Raw genomic sequence first — 17,823 nt, forward strand, 5'->3', positions numbered from 1 at the left:
AAGCGGCGGCCGGAGCCGCCGGTCCGTCCTGTGAGGGACGGGGAGTCCATCAATTACTTGATGTTGTATTTGATCGAGTAGATCACGGCGTTCTGGTACGCGGTTTTGCCAAGCTTCTGGTCGGCGTAGCGGTACTGGATGCCGGTGGTGACCGCCTTGGTCGGGGTCCACCACAGCGCGACAGCGCCGTTCTGGCCTACGCGCGGACGGTCGCCGCTCTTGTATGCGCCGATGAACTTGTCTTGGCGGTTGAACTCGGTTTCATGCCATTGGGTGAGCATCAGGTTCTGGCCGAAAGCCTGGAACGGGTACAGCATCACGTAACCGGTCATGAAACCGTTGTAGCCGGATGCCGAGCCAGCAGGCATCAAGGCATCCATTTGGTTGTGGACACCGAAGAACGGTTTGATGCTCAATGCGCCGAAGCTCAGGTCGGTGCCCAGGCCCAGTACGCGGTTTTGGGTGAAGAAGTGGCGGTCGGCGGGGCCGTTGCCACGGGTGTCGTAGATGTGGCCGTACAGCTGCACCGGCACGCCGCCGACTTCAGCCAAGTTGTAACGGCCGACTACTTTGGTGGTGAAACGGCGGTCGCGGCCCTCGGTATTGCCATTGCCCTTGCCCGGATTCTCGATGTCGAAGAAGCCGTACAGTTCGCCCCACTTGGCGCCCAGGCCGCCTTCGGCTTCCAGGTAGCCAAAATCTTGTTTGCCGGATTGTTGGGTGGTGCGATCCGACCAGTCCAGCCAGTTGGCGCTGACGTTTGCGAAAGAGTATTCACCACCGGCGTGAGCCAGTGCGGAGGCGGCCAACAAGGACAGGGCCAGCAGCGACTTGCGAGTATTCATTGTTTCACCAGACTATTTTCGTGTAGTAAGCATCCGACAAGGCGTCGGCGAGCGCGCGCAGATTAGACGCAGAACCGGACGTATGCAAACAATTTGTCATCTGTCTGTCGCTTTTCTGCAAAGAAACGTTGAGATGTTGTAGCAAAATGACATCAGAGTTACATCCTGTTGCCATAATGCCACATGGAAATATCTCCACGTGGAGATAAGTATCTGAGCGCGCGCCGGTTTCTGGCTTGTTTCAGGTCAAACCATCTGGTCGGGCCAGCCGAAAATCCTCAGGTCCACCTTGCCGCTGGCATTGAATTCCACGCCTTCCTCCTCCAGCTGCAGCCGCTGCCAGTCGGCGTGATGGCTGCCCGGGCGCGACAGCCTGCCGCCGGCGCCCAGCACCCGGTACCAGGGCGCAGCGACGCCCTCGGGCAGCTTGCCCAACAGATGGCCGACGTGGCGCGAGTGGCGCGGGTAGCCGGCCAGCTCGGCTAGCGTGCCGTAGGTGGTGACGCGGCCGGGCGGCACTTCGGCCAGCAGCGCCAGCACGCGGCGGGCGAATTCGGGCGGCATCAGCGGTAGCGCGGATTGGCGACGTAGGGATTGCCGCGCTTTTCCGCGCCTATGGTGGTGAACGGGCCGTGGCCGGGGATGACTACAGTGTCGTCCGGCAGGATGAACAGCTTTTGCTGGATCGCGTCTACCAGCTGCTGGTGGTTGCCCATCGGGAAGTCGGTGCGGCCGATCGAACCCTGGAACAGCACGTCGCCGGCCACCAGCACCTTGGCCGCCGGGCTGTGGAACACCACGTGGCCGGGGGTGTGGCCCGGGCAGTGGATCACGTTCAAGGTTTCCTCGCCGACGGTGACGGCGTCGCCCTCTTCCAGCCAGCGCTGCGGCGTCAGCGGCTCGCTGCGCGGGAAGCCGAACATCTGGCCCTGGGTGGGCAGCTGGTCCAGCCAGAAGCTTTCCGCGCGCTGGGGCCCTTCTATCTCCACCCCCAGCCGATCGGCCAGAACGGCGGCGCCGCCGGCGTGGTCGATGTGGCCGTGGGTCAGCAGCAGCTTTTCCACCGTCAGGCCCTGGCTGTCCACCCAGGCCTGGATGCGGTCGATGTCGCCGCCTGCGTCGACGATGGCGGCCTTGCGGCTGGCGTCGCACCACAGCACGCTGCAGTTCTGGGCGAACGGGGTGACCGGGATCACGTGGTATTTCAAGGCCATGGCATTGCTCGCGGCGGAGTCTCAATCCGCCATTTTGTCACGACCGGCGGCGCTTGGGGAGCGCCGCTTACTGGTACAGCGCGCGTTCGATGAAGTGGCGCGGCACCTTGGGCTTGGGCACCCGCACGTCGAACCAGCCGCGCACGTCGCCATCCAGGCCGATGCCGTGCATGAAGTTGTACAGCGCCTTGTTCAGCGCCTTGCCCATCAGCTCGTGGTCGGTGCCGGTGGGGTCGATGAAGCCGACGTCGTTCTTGGCGAAGTCGCCTTTCGGCAGCGGCACCAGCTTGACGCCGTATTCTTCCGGATTCTGCCCCACCGGCGAATGCACGGTGCAGGCGAAGCGGTGGAAGAAGCCGGACTGGATGCAGCCGTTGTCGAACAGCTGGCGCACGTATTCCAGCGCGTCCACCGTGTCTTGCTCGGTCTGGGTGGGAAAGCCGTACATCAGGTAGGCGTGCACCAGCACGCCGGCCTCGGCGAAACCATGGGTGACGCGGGCCACCTGCTCCACCGACACGCCCTTCTTCATCAGCTTCAACAGCCGGTCCGACGCGACCTCCAAGCCGCCGGAGATGGCGATGCAGCCGGATTCCGCCAACAATTGGGCCAGTTCCGGCGTGAACGATTTTTCGAAGCGGATATTGCCCCACCAGGAGATGGACACCTTGCGCCGCAGCAACTCCTCGGCCAGCGCCTTCAGCATCTTGGGCGGCGCGGCCTCGTCGACGAAGTGGAAGCCGGTCTGGCCGGTTTCGGCGATGATGGCCTCGATGCGGTCCACCAACAGCTCGGCCGACGCCGTCTCGTAGCGCGAGATGTAGTCCAGCGTCACGTCGCAGAAGCTGCACTTTTTCCAGTAACAGCCGTGGGCGATGGTCAGCTTGTTCCAGCGGCCGTCGCTCCACAGCCGGTGCATCGGGTTCAGCATGTCCAAGAGCGACAGGTAGCGGTCTATCGGCAGGCCGTCCCAGGTGGGGGTGCCCACTTCGGAGAACGGCACGTCGGCTTCCTGCATGTTCACATAGCGCACCGCGCCGTCCTGGCGCAGGAAGGTGCGCACCAGCCGGCTCGCGCCGCGCTTGCCCTCGATGTGCTCCATCAGCGCCAGCAGCGGCCGTTCGCCGTCGTCTAGCGTCACGTAGTCGAAGTAATCGAACACCCGCGGCTCGGCCAGTTCGCGCAGCTCGGTGTTGGCGTAGCCGCCGCCGAGGCAGATCTTGATGTCCGGCCAGTGGCGCTTGATGGTCTGGGCGATGCGGAAGGCCGCGTACACCGCGCCGGGGAAAGGCACCGAGATCAGCACCAGTTGCGGCTGGTGCCGGTCGATCGCCTCGCGGGTCAGCGCGTCCAGCGTGTCGTCCACCCAGTTCGGCGCCGCGGCCAGCGCGCGCGCCAGCGGCTCGAAGCTGGGTTGCGACAGGGCCAGCGATTCGGCGTAGCGGACGAATTCGAAGCGCGGGTCCACCGCCTCGCGCAGCACGTCGGCGATGTCGTTCAGGTACAGCGTGGCCAGGTGGCGGGCGCGGTCCTGGGTGCCCAGCGCGCCGAAGGCCCAGGCCAGCGGATCGCCGCCGTCCGGATCGTCCGGGTCCACATACACGTCCAGCGAGGCGAAGCGCGGGCCTTCCGGCAGGTAGTTGCGGCCGGCGATGCGGTAGGACAGCGTGGCGTCGCGGCCCTGCAGGAAGCCTATCGTCGCGTCCACCGTCGCGGCGTAGCGGTCGTAGGAAATGTCGAACTGCATCATGCAATCGCTGCGCTGGCGCATCGGGATGCGGTGCACGTGCTCGCGCAGCGTGGCCAGGCCTTGGCGGGAGAACAGCCGCAGCACCAGCGCCAGCGCCAGGTCCTCCTGGAACGCCGCCACGCCGCGCGAGCGCAGGAAGCCGGTCAGATAGGCGGTGGACGGGTAGGGCGTGTTCAGCTGCGTCATCGGCGGGATGAGCGACAGCACGCGCAGAGAAGAGACAGACATGATGCGTGAAATCCGGCGGGTGGTTCAAAAAGCATAGCCGGATCAAGAACCTGCTCATGACCCGGCTGCGCGTGATTGTCCCACAGCGGACGATGCGAGACTAGGCGGTTGTGGCGCTGAACTGCTCGAAGGCGGCCAAAGCGTGGGCGGAATACATCAATGACGGGCCGCCGCCCATGTAGACGGCCATCGCCAGCGCCTCTTCAACTTCCGTCTTGCTGGCGCCCAGCTTGACCAATGCCTGGGCGTGGAAGCCCAGGCAGCCGTCGCAGCGCGCGGCCACGCCCAGCGCCAGCGCGATCAGCTCCTTGGTTTTCTTGTCCAGCGCGCCGTCGCGGGTGGCGGCGCGGGCCATGTCGTTGAAGCCCTGCATCACTTCGGGCACGTCGGCGCGAAGCGTGGCCAGGTGCTTGGAAATGGCGTGGGTCAGTTCCGGGTAGTTGACTTCATTGCTCATGCTCAGGACTCCCTGTTGTTGAAGATGGGCGGCGAACCGCATATTGATATGTTGATTTATATAATATCAATTGATATATTGAAGTCAAGCCGTTACGCAAGAGAGTCCGTCATGAATCAAGCTTCTCCCAATCTCGCCGACATGCGCGCCGCCGCCGGCCAAGCTTGCGGCCTGCTGCGCGCGCTGGCCAATGAAGACCGCCTGCTGCTGCTGTGCCAGCTCAGCCAGGGGGAGCGGTCGGTGAGCGAGCTGGAGGAGGCGGTGGGCATTCGTCAGCCAACCTTGTCGCAGCAACTGGGCGTGCTGCGCAAGGAGGGCCTGGTGGCCACCCGCCGCGACGGCAAGCGCATCCATTATTCGGTGGCCGACGCCAACGCGCTGGCGGTGCTGGCCACGCTGTACCAACGCTTTTGTCCCAAGGAGGGGTGATGATGATCGACTGGAGCCATTTCACGCCGTGGAGCGTGCTGGCCGGCGGCGCGATGATCGGCCTTGCCGCCGCCTGGCTGATTTTGCTGAACGGCCGCGTGGCCGGCATCAGCGGCATCGTCGGCAATCTGCTGGCGCCGGGCGGCGACAAGGGCTGGCGGCTAGCCTTTGTCGCCGGCCTGGTGTTGTCGCCGTGGTTGTACCGGCTGTTCGCCGCGCCGCCGGACATCCGGCTGGACGACCGATGGTGGCTGTTGATCGCCGCCGGCCTGCTGGTCGGCTACGGCAGCCGGCTGGGTTCGGGCTGCACCAGTGGCCATGGCGTGTGCGGCTTGGCGCGGCTGTCGCCGCGTTCGCTGGCGGCGACGCTGGTCTTCATGGCCGCAGGCTTCGCCGCGGTGTGGCTGATGCGGCACTGGATCGGATAGGAGGACAAGATGAAGCTTGTCAGCGCTTTTCTGGCCGGGCTGGTGTTCGGCGTCGGCCTGATCGTTGCCGGCATGGCCAACCCGGCCAAGGTGTTGGGGTTCCTGGATATCGCCGGGAGCTGGGACCCATCGCTGGCGCTGGTGATGGCAGGCGCCGTCGTTGTGGCGCTGCCGGCGTTTGTTCTGGCGAAGCGGCGCGGCCGCGCGCTGCTGGGCGATGAAATGCAATTGCCGGCCACGCGGAGCGTGGATCGTCGCCTGCTGCTGGGCAGCCTGGTCTTCGGCGCGGGCTGGGGGCTGGCCGGCGTCTGTCCGGGGCCGGCGCTGGTGCTGGCGGGCAGCGGCTTGCCTTCCGGCCTGCTGTTTCTGGCGGCGATGCTGGCTGGGATGCGGCTCCAGCGCGCCCGCGCGGGGTGAGTGCCGCCGCAAAGGCATGGGCAGCGACGGGCGCGGCGATCTATATTCCTCTTCATGTCATTTGAATGGAGGCGGTCATGAAGCGATGGATACTCGCCGCGCTGCTTGGATGGGGACTGCTGGCGGGCGCGCCGGCGCGGGCCGAACCGGCGCAGCTGGCCCGGCAGTTGTGCGCCAGTTGCCACGGCGCGGACGGCAACGGCCCGGGGCCGGCGCCGCGGCTGGCCGGCCAGCAGGCTGGCTATATCGAGCAGCAATGGCAGGCGTTCCGTCTGCATCAGCGCGCCGACGGTGGCGCCCACGGCGCGGCGATGGCGGCGTTGAAGAGCGAGGGGGACATCAAAGCGCTCGCCGCTTATTTCGCCGCGCAGCCGCCGGCTCCGGCGCGGTCCGCCGGCGGCGATCCGGCCTTGCTGGCCGCTGGCCGCAAGCTGTATGTGGAGGGCAATCTGGCGGTGGGCACGCCGCCGTGCTTTTCCTGTCACGGCGACCGTGGCGAGGGCGGCAGCGCCGCGCCCCGGCTGGCGGGCCAGCATGCTGCTTACCTGGCCCGGCGCATGCGGGTGTCGGACGCGCCGCAGCCGGATTCGGCGATGGAGATGCAGGAAATCCTGAAGACGATGAGCGCTGACGACATCAAGGCGCTGCTGGGCTATCTGGCCACGCTGTAGCCGGATAAAAGAAAAGGCCACGCAAGGTGGCCTCAAGTTTCGGAGAAAAAAGTCCGTCCGGCACGGCGGTCCGGATGGACACGGGCCGCGAGCGGCCCGTCTTTTTCAGGCAATGATTCTAACGCCGACGATGGCGCGCGGCAATCGTTTCAGTCGCCCAGCGCGGCCAGCAGCTCCGCCTGCTGTTCGGCGATCAGCGCGCTGGTCAGTTCGACCAGGTCGCCGTCCATCACCTGATCCAGCTTGTACAGCGTCAGGTTGATGCGATGGTCGGTGATGCGGCCTTGCGGATAGTTGTAGGTGCGGATGCGCTCGGAGCGGTCGCCGGAGCCGATCAGGCTCTTGCGCTCGGCGGCTTCCTTCTGGTTCTTTTCGCGCAGCTGGATGTCGTAGATGCGCGCCGCCAAAACTTGCATCGCGCTGGCCTTGTTGGCGTGCTGCGAGCGGCCGTCCTGACACTCCGCCACAATCCCCGTCGGCAGGTGGGTGATGCGCACCGCCGAGTCGGTCTTGTTGATGTGCTGGCCCCCGGCGCCGCTGGCTCTGAACGTATCGATGCGCAGGTCGGCCGGGTTCAGCACCACCTCGGCGATCTCGTCGGCCTCGGCCATCACCGCCACCGTGCAGGCGCTGGTGTGGATGCGGCCCTGGGTTTCGGTGGCCGGCACGCGCTGCACGCGGTGGCCGCCGGATTCGAACTTCAGCCGCGAGTACGCGCCCTGGCCCACCAGGCGGACGATGGCTTCCTTGTAGCCGCCCAGATCGGACTCGCTGGCGGACACGATCTCCACCTGCCAGCGGTTGCGCTCGGCGTAGCGGGTGTACATGCGCAGCAGGTCGGCCGCGAACAGCGCCGCCTCGTCGCCGCCGGTGCCGGCGCGGATTTCCAGGAAGATGTTCTTGTCGTCGTTGGGATCCTTGGGCAGCAGCAGTTTCTGCAGCTCGAAGTCCAGCGCTTCCAGCCTGTCCTTGCCCTCGGCGATTTCCGCCTGGGCGAATTCCTTCATTTCCGGATCGGCCAGCATGTCCTCGGCAGCGGCGATGTCGCCCTCGCACTGCCGGTAGGCGGCGAAGGTTTCCACCACCGGCGTCAGCTCGGCGTGTTCGCGGGTGAGTTTGCGGAAGGCCTCCATGTCCTGGGTGGCCGTTTCGCTGGCAAGCAGGTGGGTTACCTCTTCCAGACGGTCGGCCAGCTGGGCGAGCCTGGCCGCGATAGACGCTTTCATTACGACTCCGGGTGTAAACGGTAAAGCCGCGCGATGGCTTGCACCTGCGCGTCATGCTCCGCGCCGCTGCCCGAGGACAGGGCCTGGGTCGGCGGGTGCATCAGTTTGTTGGTCAGCTGGACGGACAGGGCCTCCAGCACTTTTTCCGGCGCGTCGCCGCGCGCCAGTTGCTTCATCGCGCCTTCCAGCGCGTGGCGCCGGGCGCGGTCGGCCTCGTCGCGCAAGGCGCGGATCAGCGGCACGGTTTCTCGTTTCTTCAGCCAGTCGGTGAACTCCGCCACCCGCGTCTGGATGATGGTTTCGGCCTCTTCGGCGGCGCTCTGCCGCGCCTCCTTGCCTACTTCGACGATGCCGGCGATGTCGTCGACGCTGTACAGGAACACGTCGTCCAGCTTGCCCACCTCCAGTTCGACGTCGCGCGGCACGGCGAGGTCCAGCATGAACATCGGCCGATGGCGGCGCGCCTTGATCGCCCGCTCCACCATGCCCTTGCCGATGATGGGCAACTGGCTGGCGGTGGAGGTCACCACCACGTCGTAGCGCGCCAGCGTTTCCGGCAGCTCGGCCAGCGTGACGGCATTGCCGCCGAACTGCTCGGCCAGCCGTTGCCCGCGCTCCAGCGTGCGGTTGGCCACGGTGATACAGGACGGGTTGCGGGCGGCGAAGTGGGTGGCCACCAGCTCGATCATCTCGCCGGCGCCGACGAACAGCACGTTCAGTTCGGCGATGGACGGAAAGATCTGCTCCGCCAGCTTCACCGCCGCCGCCGACATCGACACCGAGCTGGAACCGACCGCGGTGTTGGACCGCACTTCCTTGGCCACCGCGAATGTGCGCTGGAACAGTCCGTTCAGCAGCGTGCCCAGGGTGCCGGCGTGTTCGGCGCTGCGCACCGCGTCCTTCAGCTGGCCCAGGATCTGCGTCTCGCCCAGCACCATCGAGTCCAGCCCCGACGCGACGCGGAAGGCGTGGCGCGCGGCCTGGGACGCTTCCAGCCGGTACAGATACGGCTCCAGCTCGGTCCGGTTCAGGCCGTGGAACTGGCACAGCCAGTCCAGCGCGGCGTGCGGATCCGGGCTGCTGCAGTAGATCTCGGTGCGGTTGCAGGTGGAGACGATGGCCGCCTCCCGCGCAGCCTGCGAGGCCAGCAGACTTTCCAGCGCGCGCGGCAGGGTTTCGGCCGGGAAGGCCAGCTTTTCCCGTATCGACAGCGGTGCGGTGTGATGGTTGAGTCCGAAGGCAAGCAGATGCATGGGCGGAAACGCCGCGGGACGAAAACAGGACATTTTAGCCTAAGTCGCCGATGCCGTCCCGCGAGGCGTGACGCGAGCATGGGTTTGGCTGGCCCGATGAGGCCGCCTGACCGGAATGATTGGGTGAAGAATGGGGATCATGACAACTTGTTGTTTTGTTGACACAGTCTTCGCGCTGAATATTGAGAGGTGTTAATGGAAAAACACACTTTTCATCAATGGATTAACAAATGGGGACGCTGCTTCTCCGCTCTTTCTGGCGAGAGGCGGCAAGGCAAACCATTTGCCGTTGACATGTTTTGATGCCATTTTCATTCCCTGCCGCCGTGTTGCAGCCATGTGACAACGACGGCATAGATTTGCGCCCACGCAGCGCAAACACCGTGATGAACAAAGGGAAACGAGATGAGAGTCAAGACTCTTGCCCAGGCGATCGCCGCGATCGGCCTGCTGGGCAGCGGCTTTGCGCACGCCGCGGAAGACAGCCAACTGGAACGGGTGACGATCACCGGTTCCAATATCAAGCGGATCGCCTCCCAAGGCGCGCTGCCGGTTGAAGTGCTGAAGAAAGAAGACATCGCCAAGACCGGTGCATCCACGGTTGTCCAGCTGCTGGAAACCTTGACTGCGGTGAATGGCGTCACTTCAGGCACTGACAGCAATAGTTTCGTGCCTGGCGCGGCCCACGCTGGCCTGCGTGGCATGAACGACAAGTACACGCTGGTGCTGTTGAATGGCCGCCGGTTGGCGACTTACGCGCAGTTGGAAAGCGGTACTGACGCTTTCACGGATCTGAATACGCTGCCGCTGTCCGTCATCGAGTCGGTGGAAATCCTGCGCGATGGCGCGTCGGCGATTTATGGCTCCGATGCCGTGGCCGGCGTGATCAATTTCAAGACCAAGCGCAATTACCAAGGCGTTGATACCTATGCCCGCTATGGCCAGACGCAAGCAGGGGATGGCAAAGAACAGGCGGCAGGCGTTTCGGCGGGCGTAGGCGATCTGGACAAGGATGGCTACAACCTTATGGTGTCTTTCGACGCCTATCATCGCGAGCCCGTGTTCTACAGCAAGCATGAAGCGATCAAGACCCGCGATTTCCGTCGCTTCGGCGGCGCCGATAATCGCTATCTGAGCACGTGGGGCGGTTGGTCGACCGATCCGTCGTCCAAACCGTACTATGCGATGCCGTATTGCCAAAAATCCTTGGTGACCAAGGGCAATGGCTCCACGATCTGCCCGATCGACTACGATCAGGAAGACGCTCAGGTTTCTCCTCGCACCAGCCGTTACGGTCTGTTGACCACGCTGACCAGAAAGCTGGACGCCGATAGCCAGTTCTACATGGAGCTGGGCTTCAACCAGTCCAACACCGCTCTGCGCGGCGGCAACAATTTCCTCAATGGCGTCAAGCTGAATCCGGGCGATGCGGCCTATCCGACGGATCCTAAGTTGATCTCCGCGTTGCAGGCTCAGCAGCCGTTCACGCCCGGCAAGGACAGCATCACCGTCTACCGCGGCCTGAATGAGGGCTGGGGCCGGGACGTCGATTCGACCAGCAATACCTATCACGCCGTATTTGGTTATTCCACCTACTACAAGGACTGGGATTACGACGCTTCCGTCAACTTCAGCGGCAACAATATCACCAATAAAAACCAGTCCTATCTGACCTCGCTGACGGATTCTCTGCAGACGGGCAACCCCAGCGGCCCGACCTACAATCCGTTCATTCATGGCAATCCGGCCTCCAGCCTGACGCCTTACCAGGTGCTGACGACCGATACCGCCTCGACCAGCCTGCAAGCCTTGGAGCTGAAAGCATCCAAGAGCGAGCTGTTCCAGCTGCCGGGCGGCGCGGCCGGCTTCGCCGCAGGCATCCAATGGTGGCGCGAGACGCTGGAGAGCATACCCAGCGATTACTCGCAGCAAGGGCTAGTTCTGAATGCGGGACCGCAGTCCTACCTGAACGCCAGCCACAGCATTTTCGCGGCTTATAGCGAGCTGAACCTGCCGGTGGTCAAGAACCTGGAAGTGCAATTGGCGCTGCGCGCCGACCATTACAACGACTTCGGCAACACTATCAATCCGAAGATCGCCTTCACGTATCGCCCCCTGAAGGAAGTGATGTTCCGCGGTTCCGCCACCTCGGGCTTCAAGGCGCCATCGTTCTCGCAACTGCGTCTGAACCGTACCGCTTATGACTCGGTGACTGATCAGGCGCTGTGCGATCAACAGCATGTTTCCAATTGCACGCCCACCAGCACTCAAATCCGCAGTGGCGGCAACCCCAACCTGCAGCCGGAAACCAATGACAGCTTCAGCCTGGGCATGGTGCTGCAACCCATCAAGGATCTGTACGCCTCTGTCGACTTCTACCGGATCAACCAGAAGAATGTCATCAATGCGCTCGATACGGACGATGTGGTCAACAACCCGAGCAAGTACCCCGGCGCTATCGTGCGCAAACCGGCTCCTGCCGGCCAGTTGGGCGAAATCGACTACATCAATACCCCGTACCAGAATGCGGGCGGCCTGACCACTTCCGGCCTGGACTTCGATTTGAGCTACAGCTGGTCTCTGGGTAGTTTCGGCAAGGTGAAGCTGGAAAACCAGCATAGCCGCCTGCTGAGCTACAAGGATCACAAGCTCGCATCCGATCCGTGGCTGGAAGAAGTGGATTATGCGATCCAACCGCGTTGGAAGAATGTGTTCACCGCCGAATACAGCATCAATAAGTTTTCGGCTGGCGTGACCGCTCGCAGCTATGCTGGTTATAAGGATCTGACGCAAGCCAGCAGCAGCCCTCGCTTGTTGAAGGGCAAACCGGCGCGGATACCGTCGTATACCGCTTTCGACGTTGACTTCAGCGTTTCACCGCTGAAAAAACTGACGGTGGGCGGCGGCATCAAGAACATCGGCAACCGCATTCCGCCGTACTTCATCAACGGCCAGACGCCGGGCACCTTCTCCGGCAGTTCGACCGATTTGTGGGGCCGAACCTACTATGTGAACGTCAACTACAAGTTCTGATAGTTCCGTTCTGCCAGACAGCCACCTCCGGGTGGCTGTTTGCGTTTTCGCCTCAGTCTACCCGCCTCATGTCCACATGCAGAATCCCGCCGTCGTCGTATGGCTCCGAAACCTGCTGGAAGCCGAATGACGCGTAGAGCGCGCTGGCGTCCACCTGGGCCGACAGCATGACGGGCGCATCCGGGAAGTGGGCCTGGCACTGCGCCACAGCCTGCTCCATCAGCGCCTTGCCCAGGCCTCGGCCGCGCGCTTCCGGCGCCACCACCACCCGGCCGATGGCCGCCGCGTCCGGGTATTTTTCGCCCGGGGCGATCAAGCGCGCGTAGGCGAGCAGCCGGCCGGCGTCGTCGCGGCCGGACAGGTGCAGGCAGCGGGTGTCCACGCCGTCCACGTCGCCGTAGATCGACTGCTGCTCCACCACGAACACTTGGTCGCGCAGTTGCAGCGCCTGGTACAGCGCGAGCGGCGTGAAGCCGTCGAAACCGTGGCAGTGCCACGCTATCTTGTTTGCCATAGTAGAATCCCCTCATCCCGGTAACGGTCGCCCTCGATGTTATGCCATCCGGCGCGGCCATATGCCCTTATCCAGATCAAGACACCAACATCAAGAATATGAACGACCACGATCTCTTCGCCCAGCCGGACGCTGCCGGCGATAACCTGCCGCCGCCGCCCGCCGCGCCGGATACCGTCGGCGGCGACTGGATTCCGCTCGACCTCTACGCCGAGCGCGCCTATCTGGAATACGCGATGAGCGTGGTCAAGGGCCGCGCGCTGCCGGAGGTGGCCGACGGCCAGAAGCCGGTGCAGCGCCGCATCCTGTACGCGATGCGCGACATGGGCCTGGTCCACGGCGCCAAGCCGGTGAAGTCGGCCCGCGTGGTGGGCGAAATCCTGGGTAAATACCACCCGCACGGCGACAGCTCGGCTTATGAGGCGCTGGTGCGGATGGCGCAGGACTTCACGCTGCGCTATCCGCTGATCGACGGCCAGGGCAACTTCGGTTCCCGCGACGGCGACGGCGCGGCGGCGATGCGTTACACCGAGGCGCGGCTGACGCCGATTGCCGAGCTCTTGTTGTCCGAGATCGACATGGGCACGGTGGACTTCGTCCCCAATTATGACGGCGCCTTCGAAGAGCCGTCGCTGCTGCCGGCCCGGCTGCCGATGGTGCTGCTCAACGGCGCCTCCGGCATCGCCGTCGGCATGGCGACGGAAATCCCGCCGCACAATCTGACCGAGGTGGCCGCCGCCTGCGTGGCGTTGCTGGACGATCCGACGCTCGATACCGCGGCGTTGATGCAATACGTGCCGGGCCCGGACTTTCCCGGCGGCGGCCAGATCATCACCCCGGCCGCCGACATCCTGGCCGCCTACGAAACCGGCAGGGGCAGCGTGCGGGTGCGCGCCAAGTGGGAAATCGACAAGCTGGCGCGCGGCCAGTGGCGCGCCATCGTCACCGAATTGCCGCCCGGCTCGTCGGCGCAGAAGGTGCTGGCGGAGATTGAGGAAGCGACCAATCCCAAGCTGAAGGCCGGCAAGAAGCAGCTATCGCAGGATCAGCAGAACCTGAAGAAGCTGATGCTGGACCTGCTGGACCGCGTCCGCGACGAGTCCGACAGCCAAAGCCCGGTGCGGCTGGTGTTCGAGCCCAAGTCCAGCCGCCAGGACCCGGACGAATTCATGAACATCCTGCTGGCGCAAACCAGCCTGGAAGGCAACGCCTCGATGAACCTGGTGATGATAGGCCTGGATGGCCGGCCGGGGCAGAAGGGCCTGAAGCCGATTCTTACCGAGTGGATAGACTTCCGCCGCGCCACGGTCACCCGTCGGCTGGCGCACCGCCTGGCCCAGGTGGACAAGCGCATCCACATCCTGGAAGGCCGGATGGTCGCCTTCATCCACATCGATGAAGTGATCCGGGTGATCCGCGAGTCGGACGAGCCCAAGCCTGACCTGATCAAGGCCTTCGGCCTCACCGAGATCCAGGCCGAGGACATCCTGGAAATCCGCCTGCGCCAATTGGCGCGGCTGGAAGGCTTCAAGCTGGAGAAGGAACTGTCCGATCTGCGCGAGGAGCGTGAGGGCCTGCGCCACATCTTGGACACCCCGGACGCGCTGACCCGCCTGATCCGAGACGAAATCCAGGCCGACGCCGCCAAGTACGGCGACAAGCGCCGCAGCGAGATCAAGGCCGCCGAGCGCGCGGTGCTGACCCAGACCACCGCCGACGAGCCGGTGACGCTGATCCTGTCGCAGAAGGGCTGGATCCGCGCCCGCGTCGGCCACAACGTGGAGCTGGAAACGCTGAGCTTCAAGGATGGCGACGAGCTGGCGGCGGTGGTGGAGACGCGCACGGTGTGGAACGCCATCGTGCTCGACCACAACGGCCGCGCCTACACCATCGATCCGGCCACGGTGCCGACCGGCCGCGGCGACGGCGTGCCGGTGGCGTCCTTGGTGGACCTGCAGGACGGCGCCAAGCCGGCGCAGCTGATTTCCGGCCGCGACGAGGATAAGTTCGTGGTGGCCGGCAGCGGCGGCTACGGCTTCATCGCCAAGATCGGCGACATGGCCGGACGGGTGAAGGCCGGCAAGGCCTTCATCACGCTGGACGACAAGGAAACGGTGCTGGCGCCGGTGAGGCTGCCCGCCGCGCCGCTGGAGCAACTGCAACTGGTGGCCGCCAGCGACAGCGGCCGCCTGCTGGCCTTCCCCGCGGCCGAGCTGAAAGAGCTGGCCAAGGGCCGCGGCCTGATGCTGATGGCGCTGGACGACGGCGCGGCGATGACCGCGGTCGGCCTGGTGGCCGGCGACAAGGCGTTGCTGTCCACCACCTCCGTCCGCGGCAAAGCGGCCGACGAGAAGCTGGCGCTGGAGGAGTTCGTCGGCAAGCGCGCCAAGAAAGGCAAGCTGATGCCCAAGAAGTGGCTGGTGGGCGCGATCCGGGAGCTGCCGATGTGATGTTCAGGACAGCCCAGCCGCAAACGCTCAGTCCCCGCGCCGCCTTGTTGTTCGTCAACGGCTTCCGCGCGTTGCTGCTGCTGGTGCTGTTCACGCTGTCGCTGCTGCCCGGCAGCGACGGCCAGTCGCTGATCGAGGGCAGCCGGCAGTTCTACGCCTGGTCCGGCATCTACCTGTTGCTGATCGGCATCTGGTATCTGTTGCGCGAAGGCAAGTTGGGCCACACGCTGCAGCTGACGTTGGCCATCGCTGCCGACATCGCGATGATGGTATGGTTGATGGCGATGAACGACGGCATCCACGGCGGCTTTGGCCTGCTGCTGCTGCCCTACCTCGCCGCCGCCGGTCTGTTGTCCACTGGCCGCTATGCGTTGTTCTACGCCGCGATCGCCACGCTGGCGCTGTTCAGCTATTCCGGTTTTGAGCACTGGCTGGGCTTGGCCCGCCAGTTTGACTTGTCCTACAGCGCGCTGCTGGCTTCCGCCTGCTTCGTCACCGCCATCGCCACCTGGCGACTGGGCCGGATGGCGCGGGCGTCGGAGGAACTGGCGGCGCAGCGCGGCGGCGAGATCGCCAACCTCCACCACCTGAACGAACTGATCCTGCAAAGCCAGCGCGACGCGGTGGTGGTGCTGGACGAGGACGGCCACCTGCGCCAGTTCAACCTGCAGGCGGAACGCTATTTCAACCGGCTGCAGCGCGGCCAGCTGTTGCCCGAGCTGCTGCCGCTGGTGAGCCGCTGGCGCGACGACGGCTCGCCGGCGCTGTCCACCTTCGTCGAGCACAGCGCGCGCGGCCGCCAGCTGGTGGGGCGGCTGGTGCCGGTGCCGGTGCCTGAAGGCCAGATGCGCGGCGTAGTGCTGTTCATGCGCGACATGGCCGACATGGCCGAGGAAGCCAAGCGGGTGAAGCTGGCGGCGCTGGGCCGCCTCACCGCCAATATCGCGCATGAGATCCGCAATCCGCTGTCCGCCATCAGCCATGCCGGCGACCTGCTGGCCGAGGATGAGACCGACCCGGCGCGGCAGCGCCTGCTGCGCATCGTCCAGGACAACGCCCGCCGCATCAACGGCATGGTGGAGGATGTGCTGACGCTGGGCCGGCGAGACCGCGTCCGCCGCGAACCGATAGAACTCGCCCCCTTCGTCGTCCAGCAGCTCGAGCATTTCTCGATGTCGCAGCCTGAAGCTGCCGGCGCCGTGCGCTGCGAGTTGGCCGACGATTGCCGGTTGAGCTTCGACCGCGGCCATCTGGCCCAGATACTGGGCAATCTGCTGGCCAACGCCTGGCGCCACGGCAGCCGCCGGCCCGGCTCGGTGCGGCTGCAGGCCGGCGTCGCCGAAAACCACCTGATCCTGCGCGTGATCGACGACGGCCCCGGCGTGGCCGAAGCCGACCAGGCGCGGCTGTTCGAACCCTTTTTCACCACGGAAAGCGCCGGCAGCGGCCTGGGTCTGTACATCGCCCGCGAGTTGGCCGAGGCCAACGGCGCGCGGCTGGACTACAGCCCGCCCGGCGGCGTTTTCCGGCTGATCTGTCACCTGGCCCATGACTAAGACACTGCGCGTATTGATCGTCGACGACGAGCCGGACATCCGGGAGCTGCTGGAGCTGACCTTGCTGAAAATGGGCCTCGCGCCGGCATGCGCCGGCAGCGTGGCCGAAGCGCGCGCCGCGCTGGACGCCGGCGGCTTCGATCTGGCGCTGACCGATATGCGGCTGCCGGACGGCGAGGGATTGGACGTGGTCAACCACATCGGCGAGGCCGGGCTGGACGTGCCCATCGCCGTGATCACCGCCTACGGCAGCGCCGACAACGCGGTTCGGGCGATGAAGGCCGGCGCGTTCGACTATTTGCAGAAGCCAGTCAGCCTGGCGCAGCTGCGCAGTCTGGTGAAGACCGCGTTGAAGGTGGAAACGCCGGTCGCCAAGGCGGTTGCGCAGCAAAGGCTGCTCGGCGAGTCGCCGGCGATCCAGGAGGCGCTGCGGCTGGCGGACAAGCTGTCGCGCAGCCAGGCTGCGGTGTATATCGGCGGCGAGTCCGGCACCGGCAAGGAACAGGCGGCGCGCCTGATCCACGAACTGGGGCCGCGCGCGGACAAGCCCTTCGTCGCCGTCAACTGCGGCGCGATTCCGGAAGCCTTGATGGAGAGCGAATTCTTCGGCTGCCGCAAGGGCGCCTTCACCGGCGCCGACGCCGACCGCGACGGCTTTTTCCAGCAGGCCCAGGGCGGCACGCTGTTCCTGGACGAAGTGGCGGAGCTGCCGCTAGCGATGCAGGTGAAGCTGCTGCGCGCGATCCAGGAAAAGACGGTGCGCAAGCTGGGCGCCAGCCAGGAAGAGGCCTTGGACGTCCGCATCATCTGCGCCACCCACCGCGATCTGGCGGCGCGGGTGGACTCGGGGCAGTTCCGCCAGGATCTGTATTACCGTCTCAATGTCCTGCCGCTGAAGATGCCGCCATTGCGGGAGCTGCGCGACGACATTCCCTTGTTCGCCGACAGGCTGCTGCAGCGCTTCGGCGGCCCGGCCGCGCCGCAGTTGTCGGCAGACGCGCGCCGCGCGCTGCTGGACTATGCCTACCCAGGCAACTTCCGCGAACTGGAAAACATTCTGGAGCGGGCGGTGGCCCTGGCCGCCGGCCACACGCTGTCCCGCGCCGACCTGCAGCTGACTCCTTGCGCCGACTATGCGCCGGAGCTCGGCAGCGACGAGCCGCTGCAGGACTATCTGGATCGAGTCGAGCGAGAAGCCATCGTCAAGGCGCTGGAAGGCACCCGCTACAACCGTACCCAGGCCGCGAAAAAACTGGGCGTCACTTTCCGCTCATTGCGCTACCGGATGGAGAGGCTGGGGGTGAAGTAGGCGCGGTCGCATAGGGATGCGTAGGATGGCCGCTCTTCTTTCC

16 protein-coding genes are annotated in these 17,823 nt (G+C 65.1%); 8 read left to right on the forward strand and 8 right to left on the reverse strand.

The genetic code is table 11. The annotated features are described in order from the left end of the window. Positions 1-53: 53 nt before the first annotated feature. The 5 genes from LQR33_RS08270 to LQR33_RS08290 form a co-directional block, all read right to left on the reverse strand. Positions 54-845: an outer membrane protein OmpK gene (locus LQR33_RS08270; protein ID WP_221664542.1), complete on the reverse strand. Its 792-nt coding sequence runs from the start codon at positions 843-845 to the stop codon at positions 54-56. Between the two features lie 246 nt (positions 846-1,091). Further along, positions 1,092-1,409: an MGMT family protein gene (locus LQR33_RS08275; RefSeq protein WP_166438823.1), complete on the reverse strand. Its 318-nt coding sequence runs from the start codon at positions 1,407-1,409 to the stop codon at positions 1,092-1,094. Next, positions 1,409-2,059 carry an MBL fold metallo-hydrolase gene (locus LQR33_RS08280; RefSeq protein WP_269326228.1) on the reverse strand — a complete coding sequence of 217 codons (651 nt, stop codon included), beginning with the start codon at positions 2,057-2,059 and terminating at the stop codon, positions 1,409-1,411. The genes LQR33_RS08275 and LQR33_RS08280 overlap by 1 nt, the downstream gene beginning before the upstream one ends. A 67-nt stretch (positions 2,060-2,126) precedes the next feature. Then, positions 2,127-4,037, reverse strand: a complete 1,911-nt coding sequence (locus LQR33_RS08285) for a B12-binding domain-containing radical SAM protein (RefSeq protein WP_231468313.1) — start codon at positions 4,035-4,037, stop codon at positions 2,127-2,129. Between the two features lie 100 nt (positions 4,038-4,137). Further along, positions 4,138-4,494 carry a carboxymuconolactone decarboxylase family protein gene (locus LQR33_RS08290; RefSeq protein ID WP_166438826.1) on the reverse strand — a complete coding sequence of 119 codons (357 nt, stop codon included), beginning with the start codon at positions 4,492-4,494 and terminating at the stop codon, positions 4,138-4,140. A 111-nt stretch (positions 4,495-4,605) separates the two neighbouring features. Between LQR33_RS08290 and LQR33_RS08295 the strand changes: the two genes are divergently transcribed. From LQR33_RS08295 to LQR33_RS08310, 4 genes are all read left to right on the forward strand, one after another. Beyond that, positions 4,606-4,923: an ArsR/SmtB family transcription factor gene (locus LQR33_RS08295; protein WP_166438827.1), complete on the forward strand. Its 318-nt coding sequence runs from the start codon at positions 4,606-4,608 to the stop codon at positions 4,921-4,923. Then, positions 4,923-5,351, forward strand: a complete 429-nt coding sequence (locus LQR33_RS08300; RefSeq protein ID WP_231468315.1) for a YeeE/YedE family protein — start codon at positions 4,923-4,925, stop codon at positions 5,349-5,351. The genes LQR33_RS08295 and LQR33_RS08300 overlap by 1 nt, the downstream gene beginning before the upstream one ends. Before the next feature lie 9 nt (positions 5,352-5,360). Continuing rightward, the gene (locus LQR33_RS08305) at positions 5,361-5,768 is read left to right on the forward strand and encodes a DUF6691 family protein (protein ID WP_231468317.1); all 408 of its coding nucleotides are present in this window, start codon (positions 5,361-5,363) and stop codon (positions 5,766-5,768) included. Positions 5,769-5,845: 77 nt separating this feature from the next. After that, on the forward strand, positions 5,846-6,439 hold the full coding sequence (locus tag LQR33_RS08310) for a c-type cytochrome (protein WP_231468319.1): 594 nt from the start codon (positions 5,846-5,848) through the stop codon (positions 6,437-6,439). Positions 6,440-6,588: 149 nt separating this feature from the next. Here the strand turns inward: LQR33_RS08310 and prfA are convergent, their stop codons facing one another. After that, the gene (gene prfA / locus LQR33_RS08315; protein WP_166438831.1) at positions 6,589-7,665 is read right to left on the reverse strand and encodes a peptide chain release factor 1; all 1,077 of its coding nucleotides are present in this window, start codon (positions 7,663-7,665) and stop codon (positions 6,589-6,591) included. Then, positions 7,665-8,918 carry a glutamyl-tRNA reductase gene (hemA, locus tag LQR33_RS08320; protein ID WP_221664548.1) on the reverse strand — a complete coding sequence of 418 codons (1,254 nt, stop codon included), beginning with the start codon at positions 8,916-8,918 and terminating at the stop codon, positions 7,665-7,667. The genes prfA and hemA overlap by 1 nt, the downstream gene beginning before the upstream one ends. Positions 8,919-9,323: 405 nt before the next feature. On the opposite strand from hemA, the gene LQR33_RS08325 reads away from it, so the two are divergent. Beyond that, positions 9,324-11,951 carry a TonB-dependent receptor gene (locus tag LQR33_RS08325; RefSeq protein ID WP_166438833.1) on the forward strand — a complete coding sequence of 876 codons (2,628 nt, stop codon included), beginning with the start codon at positions 9,324-9,326 and terminating at the stop codon, positions 11,949-11,951. Positions 11,952-12,003: 52 nt separating this feature from the next. On the opposite strand, the gene LQR33_RS08330 is transcribed toward LQR33_RS08325, so the two are convergent. Next, positions 12,004-12,465, reverse strand: a complete 462-nt coding sequence (locus LQR33_RS08330; protein ID WP_221664549.1) for a GNAT family N-acetyltransferase — start codon at positions 12,463-12,465, stop codon at positions 12,004-12,006. Positions 12,466-12,563: 98 nt separating this feature from the next. On the opposite strand from LQR33_RS08330, the gene parC reads away from it, so the two are divergent. From parC to LQR33_RS08345, 3 genes are read left to right on the forward strand one after another with little or no spacing between them, the layout of a single operon-like run. Then, entirely contained in the window at positions 12,564-14,915 is a 2,352-nt protein-coding gene (parC, locus tag LQR33_RS08335; RefSeq protein WP_231468321.1) for a DNA topoisomerase IV subunit A, read from the forward strand. Continuing rightward, positions 14,915-16,471: a two-component system sensor histidine kinase NtrB gene (locus LQR33_RS08340; RefSeq protein ID WP_166438869.1), complete on the forward strand. Its 1,557-nt coding sequence runs from the start codon at positions 14,915-14,917 to the stop codon at positions 16,469-16,471. Before parC ends, LQR33_RS08340 begins: the two co-directional genes overlap by 1 nt. Then, a complete protein-coding gene (locus tag LQR33_RS08345; protein WP_166438835.1) occupies positions 16,464-17,780 on the forward strand; it encodes a sigma-54-dependent transcriptional regulator in 1,317 nt (438 codons plus the stop codon). Before LQR33_RS08340 ends, LQR33_RS08345 begins: the two co-directional genes overlap by 8 nt. The last annotated feature ends 43 nt before the right edge of the window (positions 17,781-17,823 follow it).

It is taken from the genome of Chromobacterium piscinae, assembly GCF_021129175.1.
GTDB classification, from domain to species: Bacteria; Pseudomonadota; Gammaproteobacteria; order Burkholderiales; family Chromobacteriaceae; genus Chromobacterium; species Chromobacterium piscinae.